At 62.3% G+C, this 18,900-nt stretch carries 20 protein-coding genes and 1 pseudogene; 11 read left to right on the top strand and 10 right to left on the bottom strand.

What is annotated here, in order from left to right; all coding sequences use genetic code 11:
• Positions 1 to 5: 5 nt before the first annotated feature.
• The 3 genes from C8K66_RS20225 to betC all read right to left on the bottom strand — a co-directional run bounded on the left by C8K66_RS20225 (position 6) and on the right by betC (position 4,189).
• Complete coding sequence (locus tag C8K66_RS20225) at positions 6 to 1,574, bottom strand: SulP family inorganic anion transporter (protein WP_057004929.1); 1,569 nt, start codon at positions 1,572 to 1,574, stop codon at positions 6 to 8.
• A gap of 161 nt (positions 1,575 to 1,735) precedes the next feature.
• A complete protein-coding gene (choX, locus tag C8K66_RS20220; RefSeq protein ID WP_046381557.1) occupies positions 1,736 to 2,659 on the bottom strand; it encodes a choline ABC transporter substrate-binding protein in 924 nt (307 codons plus the stop codon).
• A 15-nt stretch (positions 2,660 to 2,674) separates the two neighbouring features.
• Positions 2,675 to 4,189, bottom strand: coding sequence for a choline-sulfatase (gene betC, locus C8K66_RS20215; RefSeq protein WP_108525762.1), 1,515 nt, complete (start codon positions 4,187 to 4,189; stop codon positions 2,675 to 2,677).
• A gap of 103 nt (positions 4,190 to 4,292) precedes the next feature.
• On the opposite strand from betC, the gene C8K66_RS20210 reads away from it, so the two are divergent.
• The 6 genes and pseudogenes from C8K66_RS20210 to C8K66_RS20185 all read left to right on the top strand — a co-directional run bounded on the left by C8K66_RS20210 (position 4,293) and on the right by C8K66_RS20185 (position 9,759).
• Complete coding sequence (locus tag C8K66_RS20210) at positions 4,293 to 5,243, top strand: LysR family transcriptional regulator (RefSeq protein ID WP_108525760.1); 951 nt, start codon at positions 4,293 to 4,295, stop codon at positions 5,241 to 5,243.
• Positions 5,244 to 5,246: 3 nt separating this feature from the next.
• Positions 5,247 to 5,324, top strand: a pseudogene (locus tag C8K66_RS20205) (4,5-dioxygenase); the annotation flags it as partial.
• A 176-nt stretch (positions 5,325 to 5,500) separates the two neighbouring features.
• Positions 5,501 to 6,460, top strand: a complete 960-nt coding sequence (locus C8K66_RS20200; RefSeq protein WP_046381555.1) for a 2-dehydro-3-deoxygalactonokinase — start codon at positions 5,501 to 5,503, stop codon at positions 6,458 to 6,460.
• Between the two features lies 1 nt (position 6,461).
• Positions 6,462 to 7,082, top strand: a complete 621-nt coding sequence (locus tag C8K66_RS20195) for a 2-dehydro-3-deoxy-6-phosphogalactonate aldolase (RefSeq protein ID WP_057004933.1) — start codon at positions 6,462 to 6,464, stop codon at positions 7,080 to 7,082.
• 48 nt (positions 7,083 to 7,130) lie between these two features.
• The gene (gene dgoD, locus C8K66_RS20190) at positions 7,131 to 8,279 is read left to right on the top strand and encodes a galactonate dehydratase (protein WP_003170741.1); all 1,149 of its coding nucleotides are present in this window, start codon (positions 7,131 to 7,133) and stop codon (positions 8,277 to 8,279) included.
• Positions 8,280 to 8,454: 175 nt separating this feature from the next.
• Positions 8,455 to 9,759, top strand: coding sequence for an MFS transporter (locus tag C8K66_RS20185; protein WP_046484398.1), 1,305 nt, complete (start codon positions 8,455 to 8,457; stop codon positions 9,757 to 9,759).
• A 41-nt stretch (positions 9,760 to 9,800) separates the two neighbouring features.
• Here the strand turns inward: C8K66_RS20185 and C8K66_RS20180 are convergent, their stop codons facing one another.
• The 4 genes from C8K66_RS20180 to trpB form a co-directional block, all read right to left on the bottom strand.
• Entirely contained in the window at positions 9,801 to 11,459 is a 1,659-nt protein-coding gene (locus C8K66_RS20180; RefSeq protein ID WP_108525758.1) for a BBE domain-containing protein, read from the bottom strand.
• 174 nt (positions 11,460 to 11,633) lie between these two features.
• Complete coding sequence (locus C8K66_RS20175) at positions 11,634 to 12,074, bottom strand: anti-virulence regulator CigR family protein (RefSeq protein ID WP_057004935.1); 441 nt, start codon at positions 12,072 to 12,074, stop codon at positions 11,634 to 11,636.
• A gap of 137 nt (positions 12,075 to 12,211) precedes the next feature.
• Complete coding sequence (trpA, locus tag C8K66_RS20170; RefSeq protein ID WP_046381551.1) at positions 12,212 to 13,021, bottom strand: tryptophan synthase subunit alpha; 810 nt, start codon at positions 13,019 to 13,021, stop codon at positions 12,212 to 12,214.
• Positions 13,022 to 14,248, bottom strand: a complete 1,227-nt coding sequence (trpB, locus tag C8K66_RS20165) for a tryptophan synthase subunit beta (RefSeq protein ID WP_017848984.1) — start codon at positions 14,246 to 14,248, stop codon at positions 13,022 to 13,024.
• 111 nt (positions 14,249 to 14,359) lie between these two features.
• Here trpB and C8K66_RS20160 point away from each other — a divergent pair, with 111 nt between their 5' ends.
• Positions 14,360 to 15,256, top strand: coding sequence for a LysR family transcriptional regulator (locus C8K66_RS20160; RefSeq protein ID WP_108525756.1), 897 nt, complete (start codon positions 14,360 to 14,362; stop codon positions 15,254 to 15,256).
• 8 nt (positions 15,257 to 15,264) lie between these two features.
• Here C8K66_RS20160 and C8K66_RS20155 read toward each other — a convergent pair whose 3' ends face one another.
• Positions 15,265 to 15,591 (bottom strand): YqjD family protein, encoded by a 327-nt coding sequence (locus tag C8K66_RS20155; RefSeq protein ID WP_102618190.1) that lies wholly within the window; start codon positions 15,589 to 15,591, stop codon positions 15,265 to 15,267.
• 156 nt (positions 15,592 to 15,747) lie between these two features.
• Between C8K66_RS20155 and C8K66_RS20150 the strand changes: the two genes are divergently transcribed.
• Both C8K66_RS20150 and C8K66_RS20145 read left to right on the top strand, forming a co-directional pair.
• Complete coding sequence (locus C8K66_RS20150) at positions 15,748 to 15,963, top strand: dodecin (protein ID WP_017848986.1); 216 nt, start codon at positions 15,748 to 15,750, stop codon at positions 15,961 to 15,963.
• A 115-nt stretch (positions 15,964 to 16,078) separates the two neighbouring features.
• Complete coding sequence (locus C8K66_RS20145; protein WP_017848987.1) at positions 16,079 to 16,303, top strand: DUF1161 domain-containing protein; 225 nt, start codon at positions 16,079 to 16,081, stop codon at positions 16,301 to 16,303.
• 61 nt (positions 16,304 to 16,364) lie between these two features.
• Here C8K66_RS20145 and C8K66_RS20140 read toward each other — a convergent pair whose 3' ends face one another.
• The gene (locus C8K66_RS20140) at positions 16,365 to 17,366 is read right to left on the bottom strand and encodes an LLM class flavin-dependent oxidoreductase (protein WP_017848988.1); all 1,002 of its coding nucleotides are present in this window, start codon (positions 17,364 to 17,366) and stop codon (positions 16,365 to 16,367) included.
• A 216-nt stretch (positions 17,367 to 17,582) separates the two neighbouring features.
• On the opposite strand from C8K66_RS20140, the gene C8K66_RS20135 reads away from it, so the two are divergent.
• Positions 17,583 to 18,014, top strand: coding sequence for an OsmC family protein (locus tag C8K66_RS20135; protein WP_017848989.1), 432 nt, complete (start codon positions 17,583 to 17,585; stop codon positions 18,012 to 18,014).
• A gap of 142 nt (positions 18,015 to 18,156) precedes the next feature.
• Entirely contained in the window at positions 18,157 to 18,396 is a 240-nt protein-coding gene (locus C8K66_RS20130; protein ID WP_017848990.1) for a DUF1161 domain-containing protein, read from the top strand.
• On the opposite strand, the gene C8K66_RS20125 is transcribed toward C8K66_RS20130, so the two are convergent.
• The gene (locus C8K66_RS20125; protein WP_108525754.1) at positions 18,397 to 18,819 is read right to left on the bottom strand and encodes a hypothetical protein; all 423 of its coding nucleotides are present in this window, start codon (positions 18,817 to 18,819) and stop codon (positions 18,397 to 18,399) included. It abuts the gene before it with no gap.
• Positions 18,820 to 18,900 lie beyond the last annotated feature (81 nt).

Below are 18,900 nucleotides of genomic sequence, written 5' to 3'. Positions count from 1 at the left end.
CGCATTCAGTCTTCGAAATGGATGGGGCAATTGTCGGCGCCTTCTAGCTTTTTCAACTCCTCGACGACCTGCGGCCTGGCCCGGCGCAAGGTCAGGCTACGGCCCATCGCCCTTAATCGACGCGCTTCCTGGTGCAGCATCTCCACCCCGGAATAGTCGATAAAGTTGATCTGCTGCGCTTCGATTACCACCCGCTCACTCTGCAGGCTTTGCAGGCGAACCTGCAGGTAATGGCTGGCGCCGAAAAAGATCGAGCCACCGACCCGCAACACCTCTTCCTCGCCGTCGCGCCATTGCTGAACCCGCGGCTGCGAGGTGCGCTTGAGGTAGAAAAACAGTGAGGCCAGCACTCCGGCGTAAATCGCGGTTTGCAGCTCCAGCAGCAACGTGGCGATGCAGGTCAGGCTCATCACCACAAACTCGGCGCGACTGACCCGGAACAACGCACGAATGCCCCGATGATCCACCAGGCCCCAACTGATCAGCAGGATGCTCGCGGCCATGCTCGGGATCGGTATATGTGCGATCAGCGCTGCACCAAACAGTGCGAACAATGCCACCCACAGGGCGGAAAACACCCCCGCCAGCGGCGAGCAGGCGCCTGCTTCGTAGCTGAGGCCGGAGCGCGTAAAGGAACCGGCCGACAGGTAGCCGGAGAAAAATCCGCCGACGATATTGGACAAACCCTGCGCTCGAACTTCCTGGTTGGCGTCGAGCAATTGCTGTGAGCGCGCCGCCAGCGAGCGCGCGATCGACAGGCTGGTCACCAGCCCGAGCATACCCACCGCCACGGCGCTGGGCAGCAGGCGCAAGAGCATGTCCAGGTCCAGCGGCAACGGGCTGAATGGCGGCAGCTTGCCGATAAACGCACTGACCAGCGCCACCTGCCCGAATATCGCCGGCCACAGCCAGGCGGCCAGGCTGCCCAGCGCCAGCGTGATCAACAGCGTCGGCCAGCGCGGCAGCAGGTACTTGAGCAGCGCGCCCGCCAGCAAGGTGCCGAGCCCCAGGGCGAGTGAGGCGCGGTCCCACTCGCCGCCGTGCTCGATCAGTGTCATCAGACTGTTGATCGCCGTGGCCTGGCTCGGCAAATCCAGGCCCAACAGGTTGGGCAGTTGGCCGAGGGCAATCACCACGGCGGCGCCGAGGGTGAACCCCAGCACCACCGAATGGGAGATGAAATTCACCAGCGCGCCGAAGCGCAGCAGGCCGAGCAACCACTGGAACACCCCGGCGAGGAAGGTCAGCAGCAGGATCAAGGTGATGTAGTCCTGTGAACCCGGCACGGCCAGGGGGCTGACGCTGGCGTAGAGCACGATGGATATCGCCGCCGTGGGGCCGCAGATCAGGTGCCAGGACGAACCCCAGAGGCACGCGATCAGCACCGGGATGATCGCGGCGTACAGGCCGTATTCCGGTGGGAGACCGGCGATGAGCGCGTAGGCAATCGACTGCGGCAAGGCCAGCACCGCGCCGCTGAGGCCGACGATCGCGTCCCGGCCGACGCTGGCGCGGGTTTGGCGCGGCAGCCAACTGAGGAAGGGGAAGAGTGTGTGGCGGTTGGGCCGGGGCATCGCAAACTCGGGCTGAAAGGTTTGGCTCAGGGTATCAGTACACACCGGCTTTTTGTGGGAGGGGGCTTGCCCCCGATAGCGGCGAACCAGCCGCCGAAGATGTCGACTGACACTCACCTATCGGGAGCAAGCTCCCTCCCACATTTGGATAGTGGTGGGCTTTAGAGCTTGGCTTTTACGGCCGCCAATGCATCCTGGCCGTCCACGGTTTTCACGCCGTCGAGCCACTGCTCCAGTACCGCCGGGTTGGCCTTGATCCACGCCTTCGCCGCATCCGCGTTGCTGACCTTGTTGTTGACCACCGCGGCCATGATGCTGTTCTCCATCGCTTGGGTGAAACTCAGGTTGGTCAGCAGTTTTCCTACGTTCGGGCAGGCTTGTGCATAACCCTTGCGCGTCAGGGTATACACGCTGCCGGTGTCGCCGAAGTACTTCTCGCCGCCCTTGAGGTAATGCATTTTCAACTGCACATTCATCGGGTGCGGGGTCCAGCCGAGGAAGGTGATGAAGCGCTGTTTCTTCACCGCCCGTGAGACTTCGGCGAGCATCGCCTGTTCGCTGGACTCGATCAGCTTCCATTGGCCCAGGTCGAAGTCGTTCTTCTTGATGATCTCCTGCAGCGAGAGGTTCGCTGGCGCGCCGGAGCCGATGCCGTAGATCTTCTTGTCGAACTTGTCGGCGAATGAGTTGAGGTCGGCAAAGTCATGCACCCCGGCGTCCCACACATAGTCCGGCACAGCCAGGGTGAATTCGGTGCCGACGAGGTTTTTCGCCAACTGCACCACATCGCCGTTGGCCACGAATTTGTCGTAGAAACCTTGCTGCGCCGGCATCCAGTTACCCAGGAACACATCCACCTGGCCGTCCTTGAGCCCGCCGAAGGTGATCGGCACCGCAAGGGTGTCGACCTTGGGCTTGTAACCCATGCCCGTCAGCAGAAAACCGGCGACGGCATTGGTGGCGGCAATATCACTCCAGCCAGGATCGGCCATCCTCACCGTCTCACAACCGGCGTCTGCGTACACGGTGGCGCTGCTCAACGCCGCCATGCCCATTACGCCCAGCACCACAGTCAATTTTTGCATGGCCTTCCCTCTGTTTTATTGGTTTTGGCAGGGTTGTGGATAACGTGCCTTGCGCTCCAGGTCGTCGAGGTCGATATGGTTGCGCATGTATTGCTGACTGGCGTCCACCAGCGGCTGGTGATCCCAGCTCTTCAGCTTGCCCTGGGTCAGCGCTTGGTAGACCAGGCGGCGACGGCGTTGACTGGCGAGCACCTGCTGGTGGATCGCCGGGATGTCCCATTTGGCCCGCGCCTCAAGCAGAAAGGCGACAAACAGCGCCCGATGCTGCGGCGATTGGCTGAGTTCTTCCTGCTCGCGCGGGTCGTTGTGTATGTCGAACAGTAGGCAGGGGTCGTCTTCGCTGTAGATGAATTTGTAGGCGCCACGGCGAATCATCATCAGCGGGCTGAGGGTGCCTTCGGCCATGTATTCGCCGAACACTTCGTCGTGCCCGCCCTGCCCTTGCAGGTGCGGGACCAGCGAGCGGCCGTCCATGGGCAAGTGCGGTTCGAGTTCGCCGCCGGCCAGTTCCACCAGGGTCGGCAACAGGTCGGCGGTGGAGACCGCCTGGGTCACACGGCCCGCCGCGAACTGCCCCGGCGCGCTGATCAGCAGCGGCACGCGGGCGGCCATTTCGAACCAGTGCATTTTGTACCAGAGGCCGCGCTCGCCGAGCATGTCGCCATGGTCGCCGGAGAAAACGATCAGGGTGTCGTCGGCCAGGCCGGTGTCTTCCAGGGTCTGCAGCAGCTTGCCGACATTGCTGTCGATGTAACTGCAGGCACCGAAGTAGGCGCGGCGCGCATCGCGGATCTTGTTCACTGGCAGCGGCTTGTCCCACAGGTCGTAGACCTTGAGCAGGCGCTGGGAGTGCGGGTCGAGATCGCCCTGGGCCGGGGTTGTGGGCAACGGGATGTCGCTGTCGTCGTACAGATCCCAGAACGGTTTGGGAATGGTGTACGGGTCGTGGGGATGGGTCATCGACACGGTGAGGCAGAACGGCTGGTCGCCGCCCTCGCGAATGTGGTCGAACAGGTACTGCTGGGCCTTGAACACCACCTCTTCGTCGAAATCCAGTTGGTTGGTCCGCACGCACGGCCCGGCTTGCAGCACCGAGGACATGTTGTGGTACCAGGTGGGGCGCACGTCCGGCTCATCCCAGTTCACCGCCCAGCCATAGTCGGCGGGGTAGATGTCGCTGGTCAGGCGCTCTTCGTAACCGTGCAACTGGTCTGGCCCGCAGAAATGCATCTTGCCCGACAGCGCGGTGCGGTAGCCGAGACGACGCAGGTAGTGGGCATACGTCGGCACATCGGCGGGGAAATCTGCCGCGTTGTCGTAGGCGCCGATCTTGCTCGGCAACTGGCCGCTGACCAGGGTAAAGCGCGACGGCGCGCACAGCGGGCTGTTGCAGTAGGCGGCGTCGAACACCACGCCTTGTGCGGCGAGGCGACTGAGATTCGGCAACTTGATCGGGGAAGGTCCGTAGAACGGCAGCATCGGCGCGGCCATTTGATCGGTCATGATGAAAAGAATGTTCTTGCGCTTCATGGGTCTTCGGCATTCCATAGGCGGTGTTTATGCGAATGAGCATGCAGCCCATGGAAAATGGGGTAAAGCCCATGAAAGGCAATGTCTAGGATAAGTACAGCTTATGTATAAAGCCTTCGGCGACGTATCCCTCGATTTGCTCCGGGCGTTCGAAGCGGCGGCGCGCCACCGCAGTTTTACCGCTGCGGCGATGGAGCTGGGCACCACCCAACCGGCCATCAGCCAGCAGATCAAGCGCCTCGAAGAGCAATTGGCGATCCGCCTGTTTGATCGCATCTACCGTGGCATCGAGCTGACCGACGCCGGCGCGCTGCTGTTCGAACATGTCCAGGGCGGTTTGCAGACCATCAACCAGGGCCTGAGCGCGATCACCCAACAGGACCAGCACGAAGTGCTGCAAGTGGCCACCGACTTCGCCTTCGCCGCCTACTGGCTGATGCCGCGCCTGCATCGCTTCCATGCGGCCAACCCCCAGGTCGACGTCAGCCTGGTGACCAGCGAGCGCAATCACGCCACGTTGCGCAGCGATATCGACGTGGCGGTGCTGTTTGGCGACGGCCGTTTCAAGCAGGGCGACAGCCTGTGGCTGTTCAATGAGGAAGTGTTCCCGGTGTGCAGTCCGCAATGGCTCAAGGACCAGGCCACGCCGCTGACCGTGCAGACCTTGCCCGACTGCCCCTTGCTGCACCTGCGCCAGGAACACACCAGCCAGTGGTTCGACTGGAGCGGCGTGTTCCGCGAACTGGGCATTACCAGCACGCCGACCCCCGGCCAACTGCGCTTCGATAACTACACTCTGTTGATCCAGGCCGCGATTGCCGGCCAGGGCGTGGCCATCGGCTGGCGCCACTTGGTGGACAACCTGCTGGAACAGAAGTGGCTGTGCCGGCCGATCGGCGACACGGTGATCTCACGCTTCGGCTACTACGTGGTGCAGCCGCAGCGCAAACGGCGGGGGCAGTTGGTCGAGCGGTTCGTCGACTGGCTGGTGGCGGAGCAGGCGCGCAGTGCACAGTCGCTGACCGGGCTGGCCCTGCCGTCGATTGCGGTCTAGGGGGGCGATGACCTGAAGGACCACACCGAGTACGCGATCTGGATGGGTGCGATACGCGAACTGAATCTGTCGGTTTTTTAACCTCTCTTATCAGATAAAGCCTGGCCGTTCCCGCAGTAAAAGGCGGAGTGGTTGTAGGATTTATCTCGATTCATTCCAATATATGGGATTGATATTTATATATTGAGATATCGCCGAGCATAGGTTTATATTCGCCCATCTGCTTTTTTCAGCACCCACTCATTTCAGGTGAAGCGATGCCGGCGCAATTGATCGCGCTCGATTGGGGAACCAGTTCCCTTCGTGCTTATAAACTCGGCCCCGCAGGCGTGGTGCTGGAACAACGTGCGTTGGCGTCGGGGATCATGCACCTGCCCAGCCAGCCCCGGGAGATTGCCGGCGTTTGCTGCAGCGATGGCTTCGAGTTGGCGTTCGACGCGGCCTGTGGCGATTGGCTCGACGCGCAACCGGGCTTGCCGGTGATCGCCTGCGGCATGGTCGGCAGCGCCCAGGGCTGGAGCGAAGCGGCCTACCGCAACACCCCGGTCGACGTCGCCAGCCTCGGCCAAGCGTTGCACCGCGTGCGCAGTGTGCGCGGCGTCGATGTGCATATCGTGCCCGGCGTGATCGAGCAGGTCGGCTTGCCCAACGTGATGCGCGGCGAAGAAACCCAGGTACTCGGCGTGCTGCAAGGCCTTGGCGCCGAGGTCTTGATCGGCCTGCCCGGCAGCCATTCCAAATGGGTCGAGGTGGTCGATGGCTGTATCACCCATTTCGACACCTTCATGACCGGCGAGCTGTTCGCGGTGCTGAGCAAGCACAGCCTGCTCGGGCGCACCCAACAACCCGCCGAACACTTCCAGGCGGCGGCTTTCGACCGCGGCGTGCGCGTGGCGCTGTCGGCAGACGGCCAGCGCGGCGTGCTGTCGACGCTGTTCAGCGCACGCACCCTGGGCTTGACCGGCGAACTCGCCCCGGACCAGCAGCCCGACTACCTTTCCGGTCTGTTGATCGGCCATGAACTCGCCGGCTTGCCCGGTGCCGCCCAACATAAGCCGATCATCCTGGTCGGCGCCGCACCGCTCTGTACACGTTACCAGCGTGCCCTCGGCCTCTGCGGCTTCGCCCACGTCAGCCTGGCGCAAGAGGCCAGCGAACGCGGTCTCTGGCAGTTGGCCCTGGCCGCCGGGCTCATTCAACCAGCAATGGAGGCCTGACATGCTCAAGCAAGCACTCACGCAAAACGGTTTGATCGCGATCCTGCGCGGCGTGCGCCCGGACGAAGCCGAGGCGGTTGGCCAGGTGCTGTACCGCGCCGGTTTTCGCGTGATCGAAGTCCCGCTCAATTCGCCGGACCCTTACACCAGCATCCGCACCCTGCGTGACAGCCTGCCCGCCGATTGCCTGATCGGCGCCGGCACGGTGTTGACGCCGGCGCAGGTCGAGCAGGTCAAGGCCGCCGGTGGCCAGGTGATCGTGATGCCCCACAGCGACGCCAAGGTCTTGCGTGCCGCGAAAGCCGCCGGCCTGTACCTGTCGCCAGGTGTGGCCACCCCGACCGAGGCGTTCGCCGCGCTGGCCGAAGGCGCCGACGTATTGAAACTGTTCCCCGCCGAGCAAATGGGCCCGGCGGTGATCAAGGCGTGGCTGGCGGTGTTGCCGGCGGGCACGCTGTTGCTGCCGGTCGGCGGCGTGAGCCCGGCCAACATGCAGGTGTATTTCGACGCCGGCGCCAGGGGCTTCGGCCTGGGGTCCGGATTGTTCAAGCCGGGCATGTCCGTGGCCGAGGTGGCGAGCAGTGCCCAGGCGTATGTCGCGGCCTGGAACGCCTTGAACTGATCGCAAGCTTGGCGCCTTGGGCGCTGCATCGACAAGAGAGATAAGAAGATGAAAATCACCAAACTGACTACCTTCATCGTCCCACCGCGCTGGTGCTTCCTCAAAGTGGAGACCGACCAGGGCGTCACCGGCTGGGGCGAACCCGTGGTCGAAGGCCGCGCCCACACGGTGGCGGCTGCGGTCGAGGAACTGTCCGATTACCTGATCGGCAAAGACCCACGCAATATCGAAGACATCTGGACTGTGCTCTATCGCGGCGGTTTCTATCGCGGCGGCGCCGTGCACATGAGCGCGCTGGCCGGCATCGACCAGGCGCTGTGGGACATCAAGGGCAAGGCCCTGGGCGTGTCGGTCAGCGACCTGCTGGGCGGCCAGGTGCGTGACAAGATTCGCGTGTATTCGTGGATCGGCGGCGATCGCCCCGCCGACACCGCCCGCGCCGCCAAAGAGGCCGTGGCCCGTGGCTTCACTGCGGTGAAAATGAACGGCACGGAAGAATTGCAGTTCGTCGACAGCTTCGAAAAAGTCGACCTGGCGCTGGCCAACGTCGCCGCCGTGCGCGATGCCGTCGGCCCCAACGTGGGCATTGGCGTCGACTTCCATGGCCGCGTACACAAGCCCATGGCCAAGGTGCTGATGAAAGAGCTGGACCCGTACAAACTGATGTTCATCGAAGAGCCGGTACTCAGCGAAAACTACGAAGCGCTGAAAGAACTCGCACCGCTGACCAGCACCCCGATTGCCCTGGGCGAGCGCCTGTTCTCGCGCTGGGACTTCAAACGCGTGCTCAGCGAAGGCTACGTCGACATCATCCAGCCGGACGCTTCCCACGCTGGCGGTATCACCGAAACCCGCAAGATCGCCAACATGGCCGAAGCCTACGACGTGGCCCTGGCGCTGCACTGCCCGCTGGGTCCGATCGCGCTGGCCGCCTGCCTGCAGCTGGACGCGGTCTGCTACAACGCGTTTATCCAGGAGCAAAGCCTGGGCATTCACTACAACGAGAGCAACGACCTGCTCGACTACGTGCGCGACCCGGGCGTGTTCGACTATGACCAGGGCTTCGTGAAGATCCCCAACGGGCCGGGCCTGGGCATCGAGATCAACGAGGAATACGTGATCGAACGCGCGGCCATCGGCCATCGCTGGCGCAACCCGATCTGGCGCCATGCCGACGGCAGTTTTGCCGAGTGGTGATGTCTGCCTGAAAAAATGTGGCAAAAAATGTGGGAGGGGGCTTGCCCCCGATAGCTGAGTGTCAGTCGACATCTTCGGCGGCTGGTTCACCGCTATCGGGGGCAAGCCCCCTCCCACATTTGAGCTGGTTTGGTCAGTAAGTCCGTCCTCAATAAACATAAGAAGAGACAACCCCATGCACCCTGAATCCCTCACCGGGCAGGCTTCTTTAGTCACGCCTAGCAGAAAGCGCTACTTCATCATGGTGCTGCTGTTTATCACCGTGGTGATCAACTACCTCGACCGCAGCAACCTGTCGATCGCGGCCCCGGCCCTGACCAGCGACCTGGGCATCGATCCGGTGCATGTCGGGCTGATTTTCTCGGCGTTCGGCTGGACCTACGCCGCCATGCAAATCCCCGGCGGCTGGCTGGTCGACCGGGTGCCGCCGCGCATCCTCTACACCGTGGCCCTGCTGCTGTGGTCCATCGCCACTGTAATGCTCGGCTTTGCGGCCAGCTTCATCGCGCTGTTTGTCCTGCGCATGGCGGTGGGCGCCCTGGAAGCGCCGGCCTATCCGATCAACAGCCGCGTGGTCACCACGTGGTTCCCCGAGCGTGAGCGCGCCACGGCGATTGGCTTCTACACCTCCGGCCAGTTCGTCGGGCTGGCGTTTCTCACCCCGGTGCTGGCCTGGTTACAGCACCACTACGGCTGGCACATGGTGTTTGTCACCACCGGCGGCGTCGGCATCCTCTGGGCGCTGATCTGGTACGCGGTGTACCGCGAGCCGAAGGACTTCAAAGGCGCCAACGCCGCTGAAATCGAACTGATCCGTGCCGGCGGCGGGCTGGTGGACATGCAGGCGCAAACCGCCAAGGCACCGTTCAGTTGGGTCGACCTGGGCATCGTGCTGAGCAAGCGCAAACTCTGGGGCATCTACCTGGGGCAGTTCTGCCTGAATTCCACGCTGTGGTTCTTCCTGACGTGGTTCCCGACCTATCTGGTGAAATATCGCGGGATGGACTTCATCAAATCCGGCCTGCTCGCTTCCCTGCCCTTCCTCGCGGCGTTTGTCGGCGTGCTGTGCTCCGGGATTTTTTCCGACTGGTTGATTCGCCGCGGCGCATCAGTGGGCTTTGCGCGCAAGTTGCCGATCATCGGCGGGCTGTTGATTTCCACCGCGATCATTGGCGCCAACTACGTGGATTCGACGGCCTGGGTGATTGCGTTCCTGGCAGTGGCGTTCTTCGGCAATGGCCTGGCGTCGATCACCTGGTCGCTGGTGTCGACCTTGGCACCCGCTCGCTTGCTCGGCTTGACCGGTGGCGTGTTCAACTTCATCGGCAACCTGGCGGCGATTGCCACGCCGATCGTGATTGGCTTCCTGGCCAGCGGCGATTCGTTCGCACCGGCAATCACCTATATCGCAGTGCTGGCGTTGCTCGGGGCGCTTTCCTACATCTTGTTGGTGGGCAAGGTCGAACGGATCGAGTTGTAAAAAAACGGGCGACCTTGGGGTCGCCCGTTTTTATTTGCGGCTTACGGCACCGACATTTCGTTGTGGAATATATTCAGCGGGTCCCAGCGCTGCTTGGTACGCCGCAGCCGGCTTTCGATGATCAGGTCGGGGAAGAAAACCGTGTACCACTGGGGGTTCTTGGCGTTCGCCGGGTTGCCGCCGAGGTGCGTCATGTCGAGGTCGGGGTAATTGATGTAGCAGCCCTCGAACTCCGCGTTGAGCGGCACGCCTTGATCGTTGGCGAAGGCGTTGAAAAACAGCCCCTGAATCCAATCGGCATGTGCCTGGTCGGTGGCGGCACTGGCATCGCGCCAATAACACTGCGGTTGCCACTTGAGGAAAGAGCCGCGCTGGGCCGCAGACGATTCGCGCCGCACCGCCGGATCTGGCTGGTTGATGCGCCCGCCGAACGACTGGATCTGTATGAGACTTTGGGTCAACACGTTCGCCGGGTCGGGCCAGGTCAGCGTGGTCCAGATCGCGGATAACACCTGCGGCGTGAAAATGCCTTTCTGATAGGCCGACTTATAGCGCCCGCGCTGGTTGTCGCCGGAGCCGTTGAGGGTTTGCTGGCACGGCAGCCAGTCGAGACGGCGCACGACGGCCTGCGCCGTGCTCAAGGAGTTGATGACACGCCCGGTGGGGTTGCTTCGCGGCAGGTGGATCACGTGAAACGGTGTCACCGATTCGCTGGCGGCAATGCCGATGGCGTCCAGCATCGTCGTGACAAAATCGTTGAAGGGCGCCTGATCGTTCAACTCGCCGTCTTTGTCCACGTAGTGAATGCCCAGCGTGACGTTGCCGGTGTGCTGGTGGCGCATTTCCAGCTTGGTCGCCAGGCCCCAGGTGTCCGGGTCGGCCTGATGTCGGGCGAACCAGGCTTGATAGGCCACCAGCAATCGGTCGAGCGCCGGTTTGGTCAGCATCGCCCAGTCCCATTCCAGTACCAGCCAAAGCACCTCCTTGGGGGCGTCCGGCAGGTCCTTGAAGTAATAACTGGTGATGATCCCGAACTGCCCGCCGCCGGCACCGCAGCACGCGGCAAACAGGTCCAGTTCGTCCGGGTCGGTGCTCTCCCGGCAGACATGACGCGCTGTCAGGCCGTTGCCCTGGGCGTTGGGCACCAGAATATCGACACCGGACAGCCAGTCGCACACCAGGCCGTGTTTGCGCGAGAGCAAGCCGTAGCCGCCACCGCAGATGTGCCCGCCCAGGCCCACCGAATAACACGAACCCCCGGGCAGGGTCTTGTTGGCCAACGTGTACAGTGCGACGTAGGCGTCCCAGTTCTGCCCGCCGGCCTCCAGGCGAAAGCGGTAGCGATAGGGCAAGGTCGGCATCAACTGGGAGTGCAGTTGGCCGTCGGCGTCGTAGTCCAGTTGCTTCATTTGCCCGATATCCAGAATCGCCAATACCTCATTGGGGTTGTTGGGCATCTTGTTGGCGACGAAACCTTCGTAACAGTGGCCGCCGCTGCGCACGGTAATCCGGCCATTGGCAACGGCCAGGGCCTGCGCCGCGGCGTCGATGATGTCCTGGGGGCTGTAACAGAGGTAAATCAGGTTGGCGCCGTTGGGCGAGGATTGGCCCTGCACGTTGCCCAACGGCCAGCGCAGGTTGAAGCCTTTTTGCAAGGTGGCGTGACGGCGGTCCGATTCGGTGATGAGATCAAATGCCATGATGTACTCCATAGAGCCAAGAATGACTTCTGATGCGGCTAACTTAACGACCGGGAGCGCAAGAAATACCGGGGCTTGCTGAGGTGGTTAGACGGCAATAGGCATGAAGTGCGTTAAGGGGGAACGAACGGTTCGCCCCTTAAGCCTAGCGGAAGAAATCGCGGAACCGTGGCGTCAGTTCAACACGCCTTCCAGAATCTCATAGACGATGCCGGTGCCCACTGCGATCAGCACCACGTCCGGGCCCGAACGGCGCCATTCGTAACCCTCGTAGTACGGCAGGCGCGCCAGGGCGCGGTTGTCGAGGCGTTCGCCGTAGTAGCCGTGGGGCAGCGGCCGGCCACGGACCAGGCGCACATTCGGCGGCGGTGGCGCGCCACGGCCGAATTGGCCGTGGTTGTCGTGGATGATCTGGCGCACCGGGCCGAAGTCCTGGGGCGGGCCGCCGCGATGGTTGTCCTGCGGGCCGCGATGGTCGTCGCCACGTTGCTCGTGCTGGTCTTGTGGGCCGCCACGGTCGTCACCGCGCTGGTCAGGCGGCGCGGCTTGCACCAGGGCGCTGGCGGCAAGCACCAGGACGCCACAACCAGCAATCACGGATTTGCGCATTTTCATCGGGAATTCCTCGGGGCACACATACAAAAAAAGGGATTGCGAACACGGTTCGAAATCCCTTGGTCTTGTTGTTTAGGCCACGGTGTTGCCGGTTGATTCCTGTGTATCAGGAACTTTACCTACCGCATACGAGGCGCTTACTTACGTGCGTTACGGACACCTTCCGACAGCGCCGCGCACAGGCTCAGCACGCCGTCGATGGCTTGCTGGTCGTTGCTGGCGTTGGCGATGTGATCGATCAGCGCCGAACCCACCACCACACCATCGGCCAAGCGCGCGATGGCGGCCGCTTGTTCCGGCGTGCGGATACCGAAACCGATGCTGATCGGCAGGTCGGTATGGCGACGCAGGCGGGCCACGGCTTCTTCGACGTGTTCCAGGGTGGCGGCACCGGCACCAGTCACACCGGCTACCGACACGTAGTACACAAAGCCCGAGCTGCCGTTGAGCACGGTCGGCAGGCGCACGTCGTCGGTGGTCGGCGTGGTCAGGCGGATAAAGTCGATGCCTGCCGCCTGGGCCGGGTCGCACAGCTCGCCGTTATGTTCGGGCGGCAGGTCGACCACGATCAGGCCGTCGACCCCGGCTTGCTTGGCGTCGGCAATAAAGGCCGGCACGCCGTATTTGTGGATCGGGTTGAAGTAACCCATCAGCACCAGCGGGGTGTCGCTGTTGTCCTTGCGGAACTCGCGCACCATCTGCAGGGTTTTCGCCAGGTTTTGCTTGGCGCTCAGCGCGCGGATGTTGGCCAGTTGAATGGCCGGGCCGTCGGCCATCGGGTCGGTGAAGGGCATGCCCAGCTCGATCACGTCGGCACCGGCAGCGGGCAAGCCCTTGAGGATCGCCAGCGAGGTGTCGTAACCGGGGTCGCCGGCGGTGACGAAGGTCACCAGGGCGGCGCGGTTTTGTTGCTTGAGTTGCGCAAAGCGGGTTTGCAGGCGGCTCATTTAGTGTTTCTCCTGCTGGGACTGTTCCATGTGGTGCATCACGGTCTGCATGTCTTTGTCGCCACGGCCGGACAGGTTGACCACCATCAGGTGTTCCTTCGGCAGGGTCGGTGCGCGTTTGAACACTTCGGCCAGGGCGTGGGCGCTTTCCAGTGCAGGAATAATCCCTTCCAGGCGGCAGCATTTGTGAAAGGCGTCGAGCGCTTCGTGGTCGGTCACCGAGGTGTACTGGACACGGCCGATATCGTGCAACCAGGCGTGCTCAGGGCCGATGCCGGGGTAGTCGAGGCCGGCGGAAATCGAGTGGGCGTCGATGATCTGGCCATCGTCGTCCTGCAGCAGGAAGGTGCGGTTGCCGTGCAGTACGCCCGGTACGCCGCCGTTGAGGCTGGCGGCGTGCTTGCCGGTTTCGATGCCAAAGCCTGCGGCTTCGACGCCGATGATCTCGACGCTGCTGTCATCCAGGAACGGGTGGAACAGGCCCATGGCGTTGGACCCTCCGCCGATGCACGCCACCAGGCTGTCCGGCAGACGGCCTTCCTGGGCTTGCAGCTGGGTGCGGGTTTCCTTGCCGATCACGGACTGGAAGTCGCGCACCATCGCAGGATAAGGGTGCGGGCCGGCAACGGTGCCGATCAGGTAGAACGTGTCGTCGACGTTGGTCACCCAGTCGCGCAGGGCTTCGTTCATCGCGTCTTTCAGAGTGCCGGTGCCGGCGACCACCGGGATCACTTCAGCGCCCAGCAGCTTCATGCGAAATACGTTGGCCTGTTGGCGCTCGATGTCAGTGGTGCCCATGTAGATCACGCATTGCAGGCCGAAACGCGCGGCCACGGTGGCGGTGGCCACACCGTGCATGCCGGCGCCGGTCTCGGCGATGATGCGTTTCTTGCCCATGCGCCGCGCCAGCAGGATCTGGCCGATGCAGTTGTTGATCTTGTGCGCGCCGGTGTGGTTCAGCTCTTCGCGCTTGAGGTAAATCTTGGCGCCGCCGCAGAACTCCGTCAGGCGCTCAGCGAAATACAGCGGGCTTGGTCGACCGACGTAGTCGCGCTGGAAGTAGGCTAATTCCTCGTTGAACGCAGGATCAATCTTGGCCGCTTCGTACTCGCGGGCCAGGTCGAGGATCAACGGCATCAGGGTTTCGGCGACGTAGCGGCCGCCGAATGCGCCGAACAGGCCGTTGGCGTCAGGGCCGTTGCGTAGATCGGTCTGGGACTGAGTCATGGGACGCTCCAGGAAAAGAATTCGGGTGGGAAGCAATGACGCTCACTCTACCCCTGACGCTCAGGGCTGAAAACCGATAAGATCGCTACAACCTGTCAGGAAAACTCACAGATGAGCCGAGACCTCCCGCCCCTTAACGCCCTGCGCGCCTTCGAAGCCACGGCCCGCCTCAACAGCGTGAGCCAGGCGGCTGAGCAGTTGCACGTCACCCATGGCGCCGTGAGCCGCCAGCTTAAAGTGCTGGAAGAACATTTGGGGGTCAGCCTGTTCGTCAAGGAAGGGCGCGGCCTCAAACTCACAGATGCCGGCGTGCGTCTGCGCGATGCGAGTGCCGAGGCGTTCGAGCGGTTAAGGGAGGTGTGCGCGCAAATTACCCAAAGCAGCGCCGATGCACCGTTCGTCCTCGGCTGTTCGGGCAGTTTGCTGGCGCGCTGGTTCATTCCGCGCCTGGGCCGCTTGAATGCCGACCTGCCCGATCTGCGCTTGCACCTGTCGGCGGGTGAAGGTGATCTGGACCCGCGCCGTCCCGGCCTGGATGCCCTGCTGTTGTTCGCCGAACCGCCGTGGCCGGCGGATATGCAGGTGTACGAGCTGGCCAGCGAACGCATCGGCCCGGTCATGAGCCCGCGTTTCGCCGGTTACGAACGTCTGCGCGACGCCCCGGCCACGGCGCTGTGCGACGAAGCGCTGTTGCACACCACGTCTCGCCCGCAGGCCTGGCCCAGCTGGGCGCAGCAACACGGGATCGAACCCGGTGCGTTAAAACTCGGCCAGGGGTTTGAGCATTTGTATTACTTGCTGGAAGCGGCGGTTGCGGGGCTGGGTGTGGCGATCGCGCCGGAGACGCTGGTGGCGGAGGACGTGCGCGCCGGTCGCCTGGTGGCGCCGTGGGGTTTCACGCAAACCCCGGCGCACCTGGCGTTGTGGCTACCCAAGCGCGCCGCGGACGGGCGCGCTCGGCAATTGGCGCAATGGCTCAAGGCTGAGCTGTCGCGCCAGCCGGTATAGCCGGCAGATCAGTTACCGCGTTTGCACAAAAGGTAAGCCGCCAGCAGGCCCAGCGCGCCAACGGCAACGCCGGCGGTAGTCCATGGGTGTTCTTGTGCGTAGTCCCGGGTCGCCACGCCGGTTTCGCGGATTTTGACTTTGCTTTCTTCGTAGGCGTCGCTGATCAGGTGACGAGAATGCTTGAGCGCGTTCTCGGCATTGCTTTTCAGGGCCTTCAGAGTCTTGCGCGACTCATCGGATGCGTCGTCCTTGAGGCTCTCAAGAGACTTGAGCAGGCTCGAAATCTCGGCTTCCATGCTTTCCAGCGACGCTTTGCGTAAAGAGGTGTTGGCCATGTGGACTCTCCTGAAGTGATTAGGTGGCGTGTGTAGATACCGACTACGGCCATTTCAGAAAGTGCAGTAAATCTGAACTTTCGAGTAGGAACGGTCGCCAGAAGCAGTATGAGCTTTGACTGCTAGGCTTTATTGACGACCCTCAGGAGAAACGCCATGTCTGATCATCACACTTACAAGAAAGTCGAATTGGTGGGTTCGTCCACCACCAGCATCGAAGAGGCGATCAACAACGCCCTGGCTGAAGCCAGCAAGAGCATCAAGCATTTGGAGTGGTTCGAGGTGACCGAAACCCGTGGCCATATCAAGGACGGCAAGGCTGCGCACTTCCAGGTTACGTTGAAGGTGGGGTTCCGAATTGCCAGTAGTTGATCGAAACCGTTGAACTTGCCGGCTGGCCGATTGCCATAACCTGCGCTACAACCAATGGGGGCCGATGCGACCAGCGTCGGCACGCTCGTTTCGATCAGCGCAAGGGAAGTGACGGATGAAGAAGTTCTTGTTAGCAGTAGGTTTGTTGAGCATGGCGGGCACCGTGCTGGCGGCGGGCAAGCCGTGTGAAGAGCTGAAAAGCGAAATTGCCGCGAAAATCGACGCCAAGGGTGCTTCGGGTTATTCGCTGGAAGTGGTGGCTAAAGGCGCTGCGGCTGACGGCAAGGTGGTTGGCACCTGTGAAGGCGGCACCAAGGAAATCGTCTACAAGCGCGGTTAATCGCGCGTTGCAGACATAAAAAACCGACGCGCGCGCGTCGGTTTTTTTTCGCCTGCCAGATTTAGCCCTTCATCAACTGCGCGAGCAGTTCGTAGGAATGAATCCGGTCGGCGTGTTCGTACAGGTCGCAGGTAAAGATCAGCTCGTCGGCGCCGGTCTGTTCGACCAGTACTTCCAGTTTGGCGCGGATCTTCGCCGGGCTGCCGACCATCGCCAGGCCGAGGAAGCTGCCCACCGCGTCTTTTTCATGGGGCAGCCACAGGCCGTCCATGCTTTCCACCGGCGGACGCTGCACCAGGCTCTGCCCGCGCATCAGCGCCAGGATGCGTTGGTAGACGGAAGTGGCCAGGTAATCGGCCTGTTCGTCGGTATCCGCCGCGACCAACGGAAGGCCGAGCATTACGTAAGGCTTGTCCAGAACGGCCGAAGGCTTGAAGTGATTGCGGTACACGCGAATCGCCTCATGCATCAAGCGCGGTGCGAAATGCGAGGCAAAGGCGTAGGGCAAGCCGCGCTCCCCCGCCAACTGTGCGCTGAACAGGCTGGACCCGAGCAGCCACACCGGGACGTTGGTGCCGGTGCCGGGAACCGCGATCACCCGCTGGTCGGGCGTGCGCGGGCCGAGGTAGGCCATCAATTCGGCCACGTCTTCGGGGAAGTCGTCGGCGCTGCCGGAGCGCTCACGGCGCAGGGCGCGGGCGGTCATCTGGTCGGAACCGGGCGCACGGCCCAGGCCCAGGTCGATCCGGCCGGGGTACAGGCTTTCCAGGGTGCCGAATTGTTCGGCGATCACCAGCGGTGCATGGTTGGGCAGCATCACGCCGCCGGAGCCGACGCGGATGGTCGAAGTGCCGCCGGCCAGGTAACCGAGCAATACCGAGGTGGCCGAGCTGGCGATGCCGTCCATGTTGTGGTGTTCCGCCACCCAGAAGCGGTTGTAGCCAAACTTTTCCACATGCTGGGCCAGGTCCAGGGAATTGCGCAACGACTGCGCGGCGCTGCCGTTGGCCCGCACGGGCACCAGGTCGAGGGTCGAGAACTTCACGTCGGACAGCGATTTCATAAGCCTGCTTCTCCAATAAGGGCGCAGGTTTCTTAGACGAACCAAAACCTGCCGCTTCATGTGCATGTTCTATGCAATGAGGGCATATACCCGAGATTCAATAGGTCGTGCGAAATTTCCTACTTTGTTGCTAGGTTTCTCTTACAAGTGAACTTTGCCAAAGCATCTATCCTCAGAACCCTTACTGACGCAAAACCATCGTTTGAGGAGACTGCTATGAGTATCGTTAAAAAAGCATCCGCGCATTGGGAAGGTGATCTGAAGACAGGCCTGGGTTCCATCTCCACGGAAACCGGCGTGCTGCGCGAAGCGCCCTACGGCTTCAAGGCCCGTTTCGAGGGCGGCAAGGGCACCAACCCTGAAGAGTTGATCGGTGCGGCCCACGCTGGCTGTTTCTCCATGGCGTTTTCCATGATTCTCGGCGACGCCGGGCTCAAGGCTGACAGCATCGACACCCAGGCCGAAGTGACCCTGGACCAGGTCGACGGTGGTTTTGCGATCACCGCTGTACACCTGATCCTCAACGCCAAGATTCCCGGCGCGAGCCAGGCGCAGTTCGATGAGCTGAGCAAAAAGGCCAAGGAAGGGTGCCCGGTGTCCAAGGTGCTGAACGCGAAAATCAGCCTGGACGCCACCCTCGTCGACTGACACAGCCTTAGGTGAGAGGGGGCTTGCTCCCTCCCACATTCAGTTGTGCGTTAAATCAGAACTCGTGTTTCCCCGATGTGGTCCTATAGCCTATGCAGCCATAGGCGCACATTCGTGCGCGTGCATTCAGGGAGCTTCACACATGAAACGTTTTGTCTTGGCGATCATCTGCGGTGTATTGGCCACATCGGCTGTGGCCGCGCCCAAAGACTGCGAAGAACTCAGGAAAGAGATCGAAGTGAAGATCCAGGCCAAGGCGATTCCGTCCTACACCCTGGAAATCGTCAGCAAGGAAGAAGCCGACAAGCACGATGTCGCCATGGTCGTAGGCACGTGTGAGAACGGTACCAAGGCAATCATCTACCAGAAGAACAATGACTGATCAGATGCAGTTCACGCTGCGCTCCTGCGCCAATAACTGACGCGCGGCGTTGTACAGCCGGATATTCGGTGTGTAGGACAACGAGCGCCCCTCCAGGCGATAACGCTGGCCTGCCTCGAAGTGGTCGTACTGCAAGGTCATGAAACAGGTCCGGTCCTGGGTCTGCGACAACCCGCCAAAGCTGCCGCCGGTCGGCACTTCGAAATCAAACCGCACCATCAACTCGTGACTGCCCGGCGGGACCTGGAAGAAGCGCCCGTCGTTGAGGTTTTTCCCATCCAGACGTTGGGCCATCACCAGCTTGGCCCCGGGTGTCGGGGTGGCGAAATCGACCCAGGCCTGTTGCGCGTCCATCGGCGGGATGGGTGGTAAAGCACAGGCGCTGAGCAACAGGGCGGCGATGGAAAGCACTAGCTGGCGCATGGCGGGCACTCAACACAAGGAGAGCCTTGAGTATAAACGCGCTACGCCATGGAAAAACGCCGGGCAGTCACGATAGGCTGG

Source organism: Pseudomonas sp. GV105 (assembly GCF_003058185.1).
Taxonomy (GTDB): Bacteria; Pseudomonadota; Gammaproteobacteria; order Pseudomonadales; family Pseudomonadaceae; genus Aquipseudomonas; species Aquipseudomonas veronii.
This window is presented reverse-complemented; position numbering and strand designations above follow the sequence as displayed.

Excerpts from the sequence above, each read along its gene's own strand:
- C8K66_RS20225 (WP_057004929.1), bottom strand. The coding sequence starts at position 1,574 with ATGCCCCGGCCCAACCGCCACACACTCTTCCCCTTCCTCAGTTGGCTG.
- choX (WP_046381557.1), bottom strand. The coding sequence starts at position 2,659 with ATGCAAAAATTGACTGTGGTGCTGGGCGTAATGGGCATGGCGGCGTTG.
- betC (WP_108525762.1), bottom strand. The coding sequence starts at position 4,189 with ATGAAGCGCAAGAACATTCTTTTCATCATGACCGATCAAATGGCCGCG.
- C8K66_RS20210 (WP_108525760.1), top strand. The coding sequence starts at position 4,293 with ATGTATAAAGCCTTCGGCGACGTATCCCTCGATTTGCTCCGGGCGTTC.
- C8K66_RS20200 (WP_046381555.1), top strand. The coding sequence starts at position 5,501 with ATGCCGGCGCAATTGATCGCGCTCGATTGGGGAACCAGTTCCCTTCGT.
- C8K66_RS20195 (WP_057004933.1), top strand. The coding sequence starts at position 6,462 with ATGCTCAAGCAAGCACTCACGCAAAACGGTTTGATCGCGATCCTGCGC.
- dgoD (WP_003170741.1), top strand. The coding sequence starts at position 7,131 with ATGAAAATCACCAAACTGACTACCTTCATCGTCCCACCGCGCTGGTGC.
- C8K66_RS20185 (WP_046484398.1), top strand. The coding sequence starts at position 8,455 with ATGCACCCTGAATCCCTCACCGGGCAGGCTTCTTTAGTCACGCCTAGC.
- C8K66_RS20180 (WP_108525758.1), bottom strand. The coding sequence starts at position 11,459 with ATGGCATTTGATCTCATCACCGAATCGGACCGCCGTCACGCCACCTTG.
- C8K66_RS20175 (WP_057004935.1), bottom strand. The coding sequence starts at position 12,074 with ATGAAAATGCGCAAATCCGTGATTGCTGGTTGTGGCGTCCTGGTGCTT.
- trpA (WP_046381551.1), bottom strand. The coding sequence starts at position 13,021 with ATGAGCCGCCTGCAAACCCGCTTTGCGCAACTCAAGCAACAAAACCGC.
- trpB (WP_017848984.1), bottom strand. The coding sequence starts at position 14,248 with ATGACTCAGTCCCAGACCGATCTACGCAACGGCCCTGACGCCAACGGC.
- C8K66_RS20160 (WP_108525756.1), top strand. The coding sequence starts at position 14,360 with ATGAGCCGAGACCTCCCGCCCCTTAACGCCCTGCGCGCCTTCGAAGCC.
- C8K66_RS20155 (WP_102618190.1), bottom strand. The coding sequence starts at position 15,591 with ATGGCCAACACCTCTTTACGCAAAGCGTCGCTGGAAAGCATGGAAGCC.
- C8K66_RS20150 (WP_017848986.1), top strand. The coding sequence starts at position 15,748 with ATGTCTGATCATCACACTTACAAGAAAGTCGAATTGGTGGGTTCGTCC.
- C8K66_RS20145 (WP_017848987.1), top strand. The coding sequence starts at position 16,079 with ATGAAGAAGTTCTTGTTAGCAGTAGGTTTGTTGAGCATGGCGGGCACC.
- C8K66_RS20140 (WP_017848988.1), bottom strand. The coding sequence starts at position 17,366 with ATGAAATCGCTGTCCGACGTGAAGTTCTCGACCCTCGACCTGGTGCCC.
- C8K66_RS20135 (WP_017848989.1), top strand. The coding sequence starts at position 17,583 with ATGAGTATCGTTAAAAAAGCATCCGCGCATTGGGAAGGTGATCTGAAG.
- C8K66_RS20130 (WP_017848990.1), top strand. The coding sequence starts at position 18,157 with ATGAAACGTTTTGTCTTGGCGATCATCTGCGGTGTATTGGCCACATCG.
- C8K66_RS20125 (WP_108525754.1), bottom strand. The coding sequence starts at position 18,819 with ATGCGCCAGCTAGTGCTTTCCATCGCCGCCCTGTTGCTCAGCGCCTGT.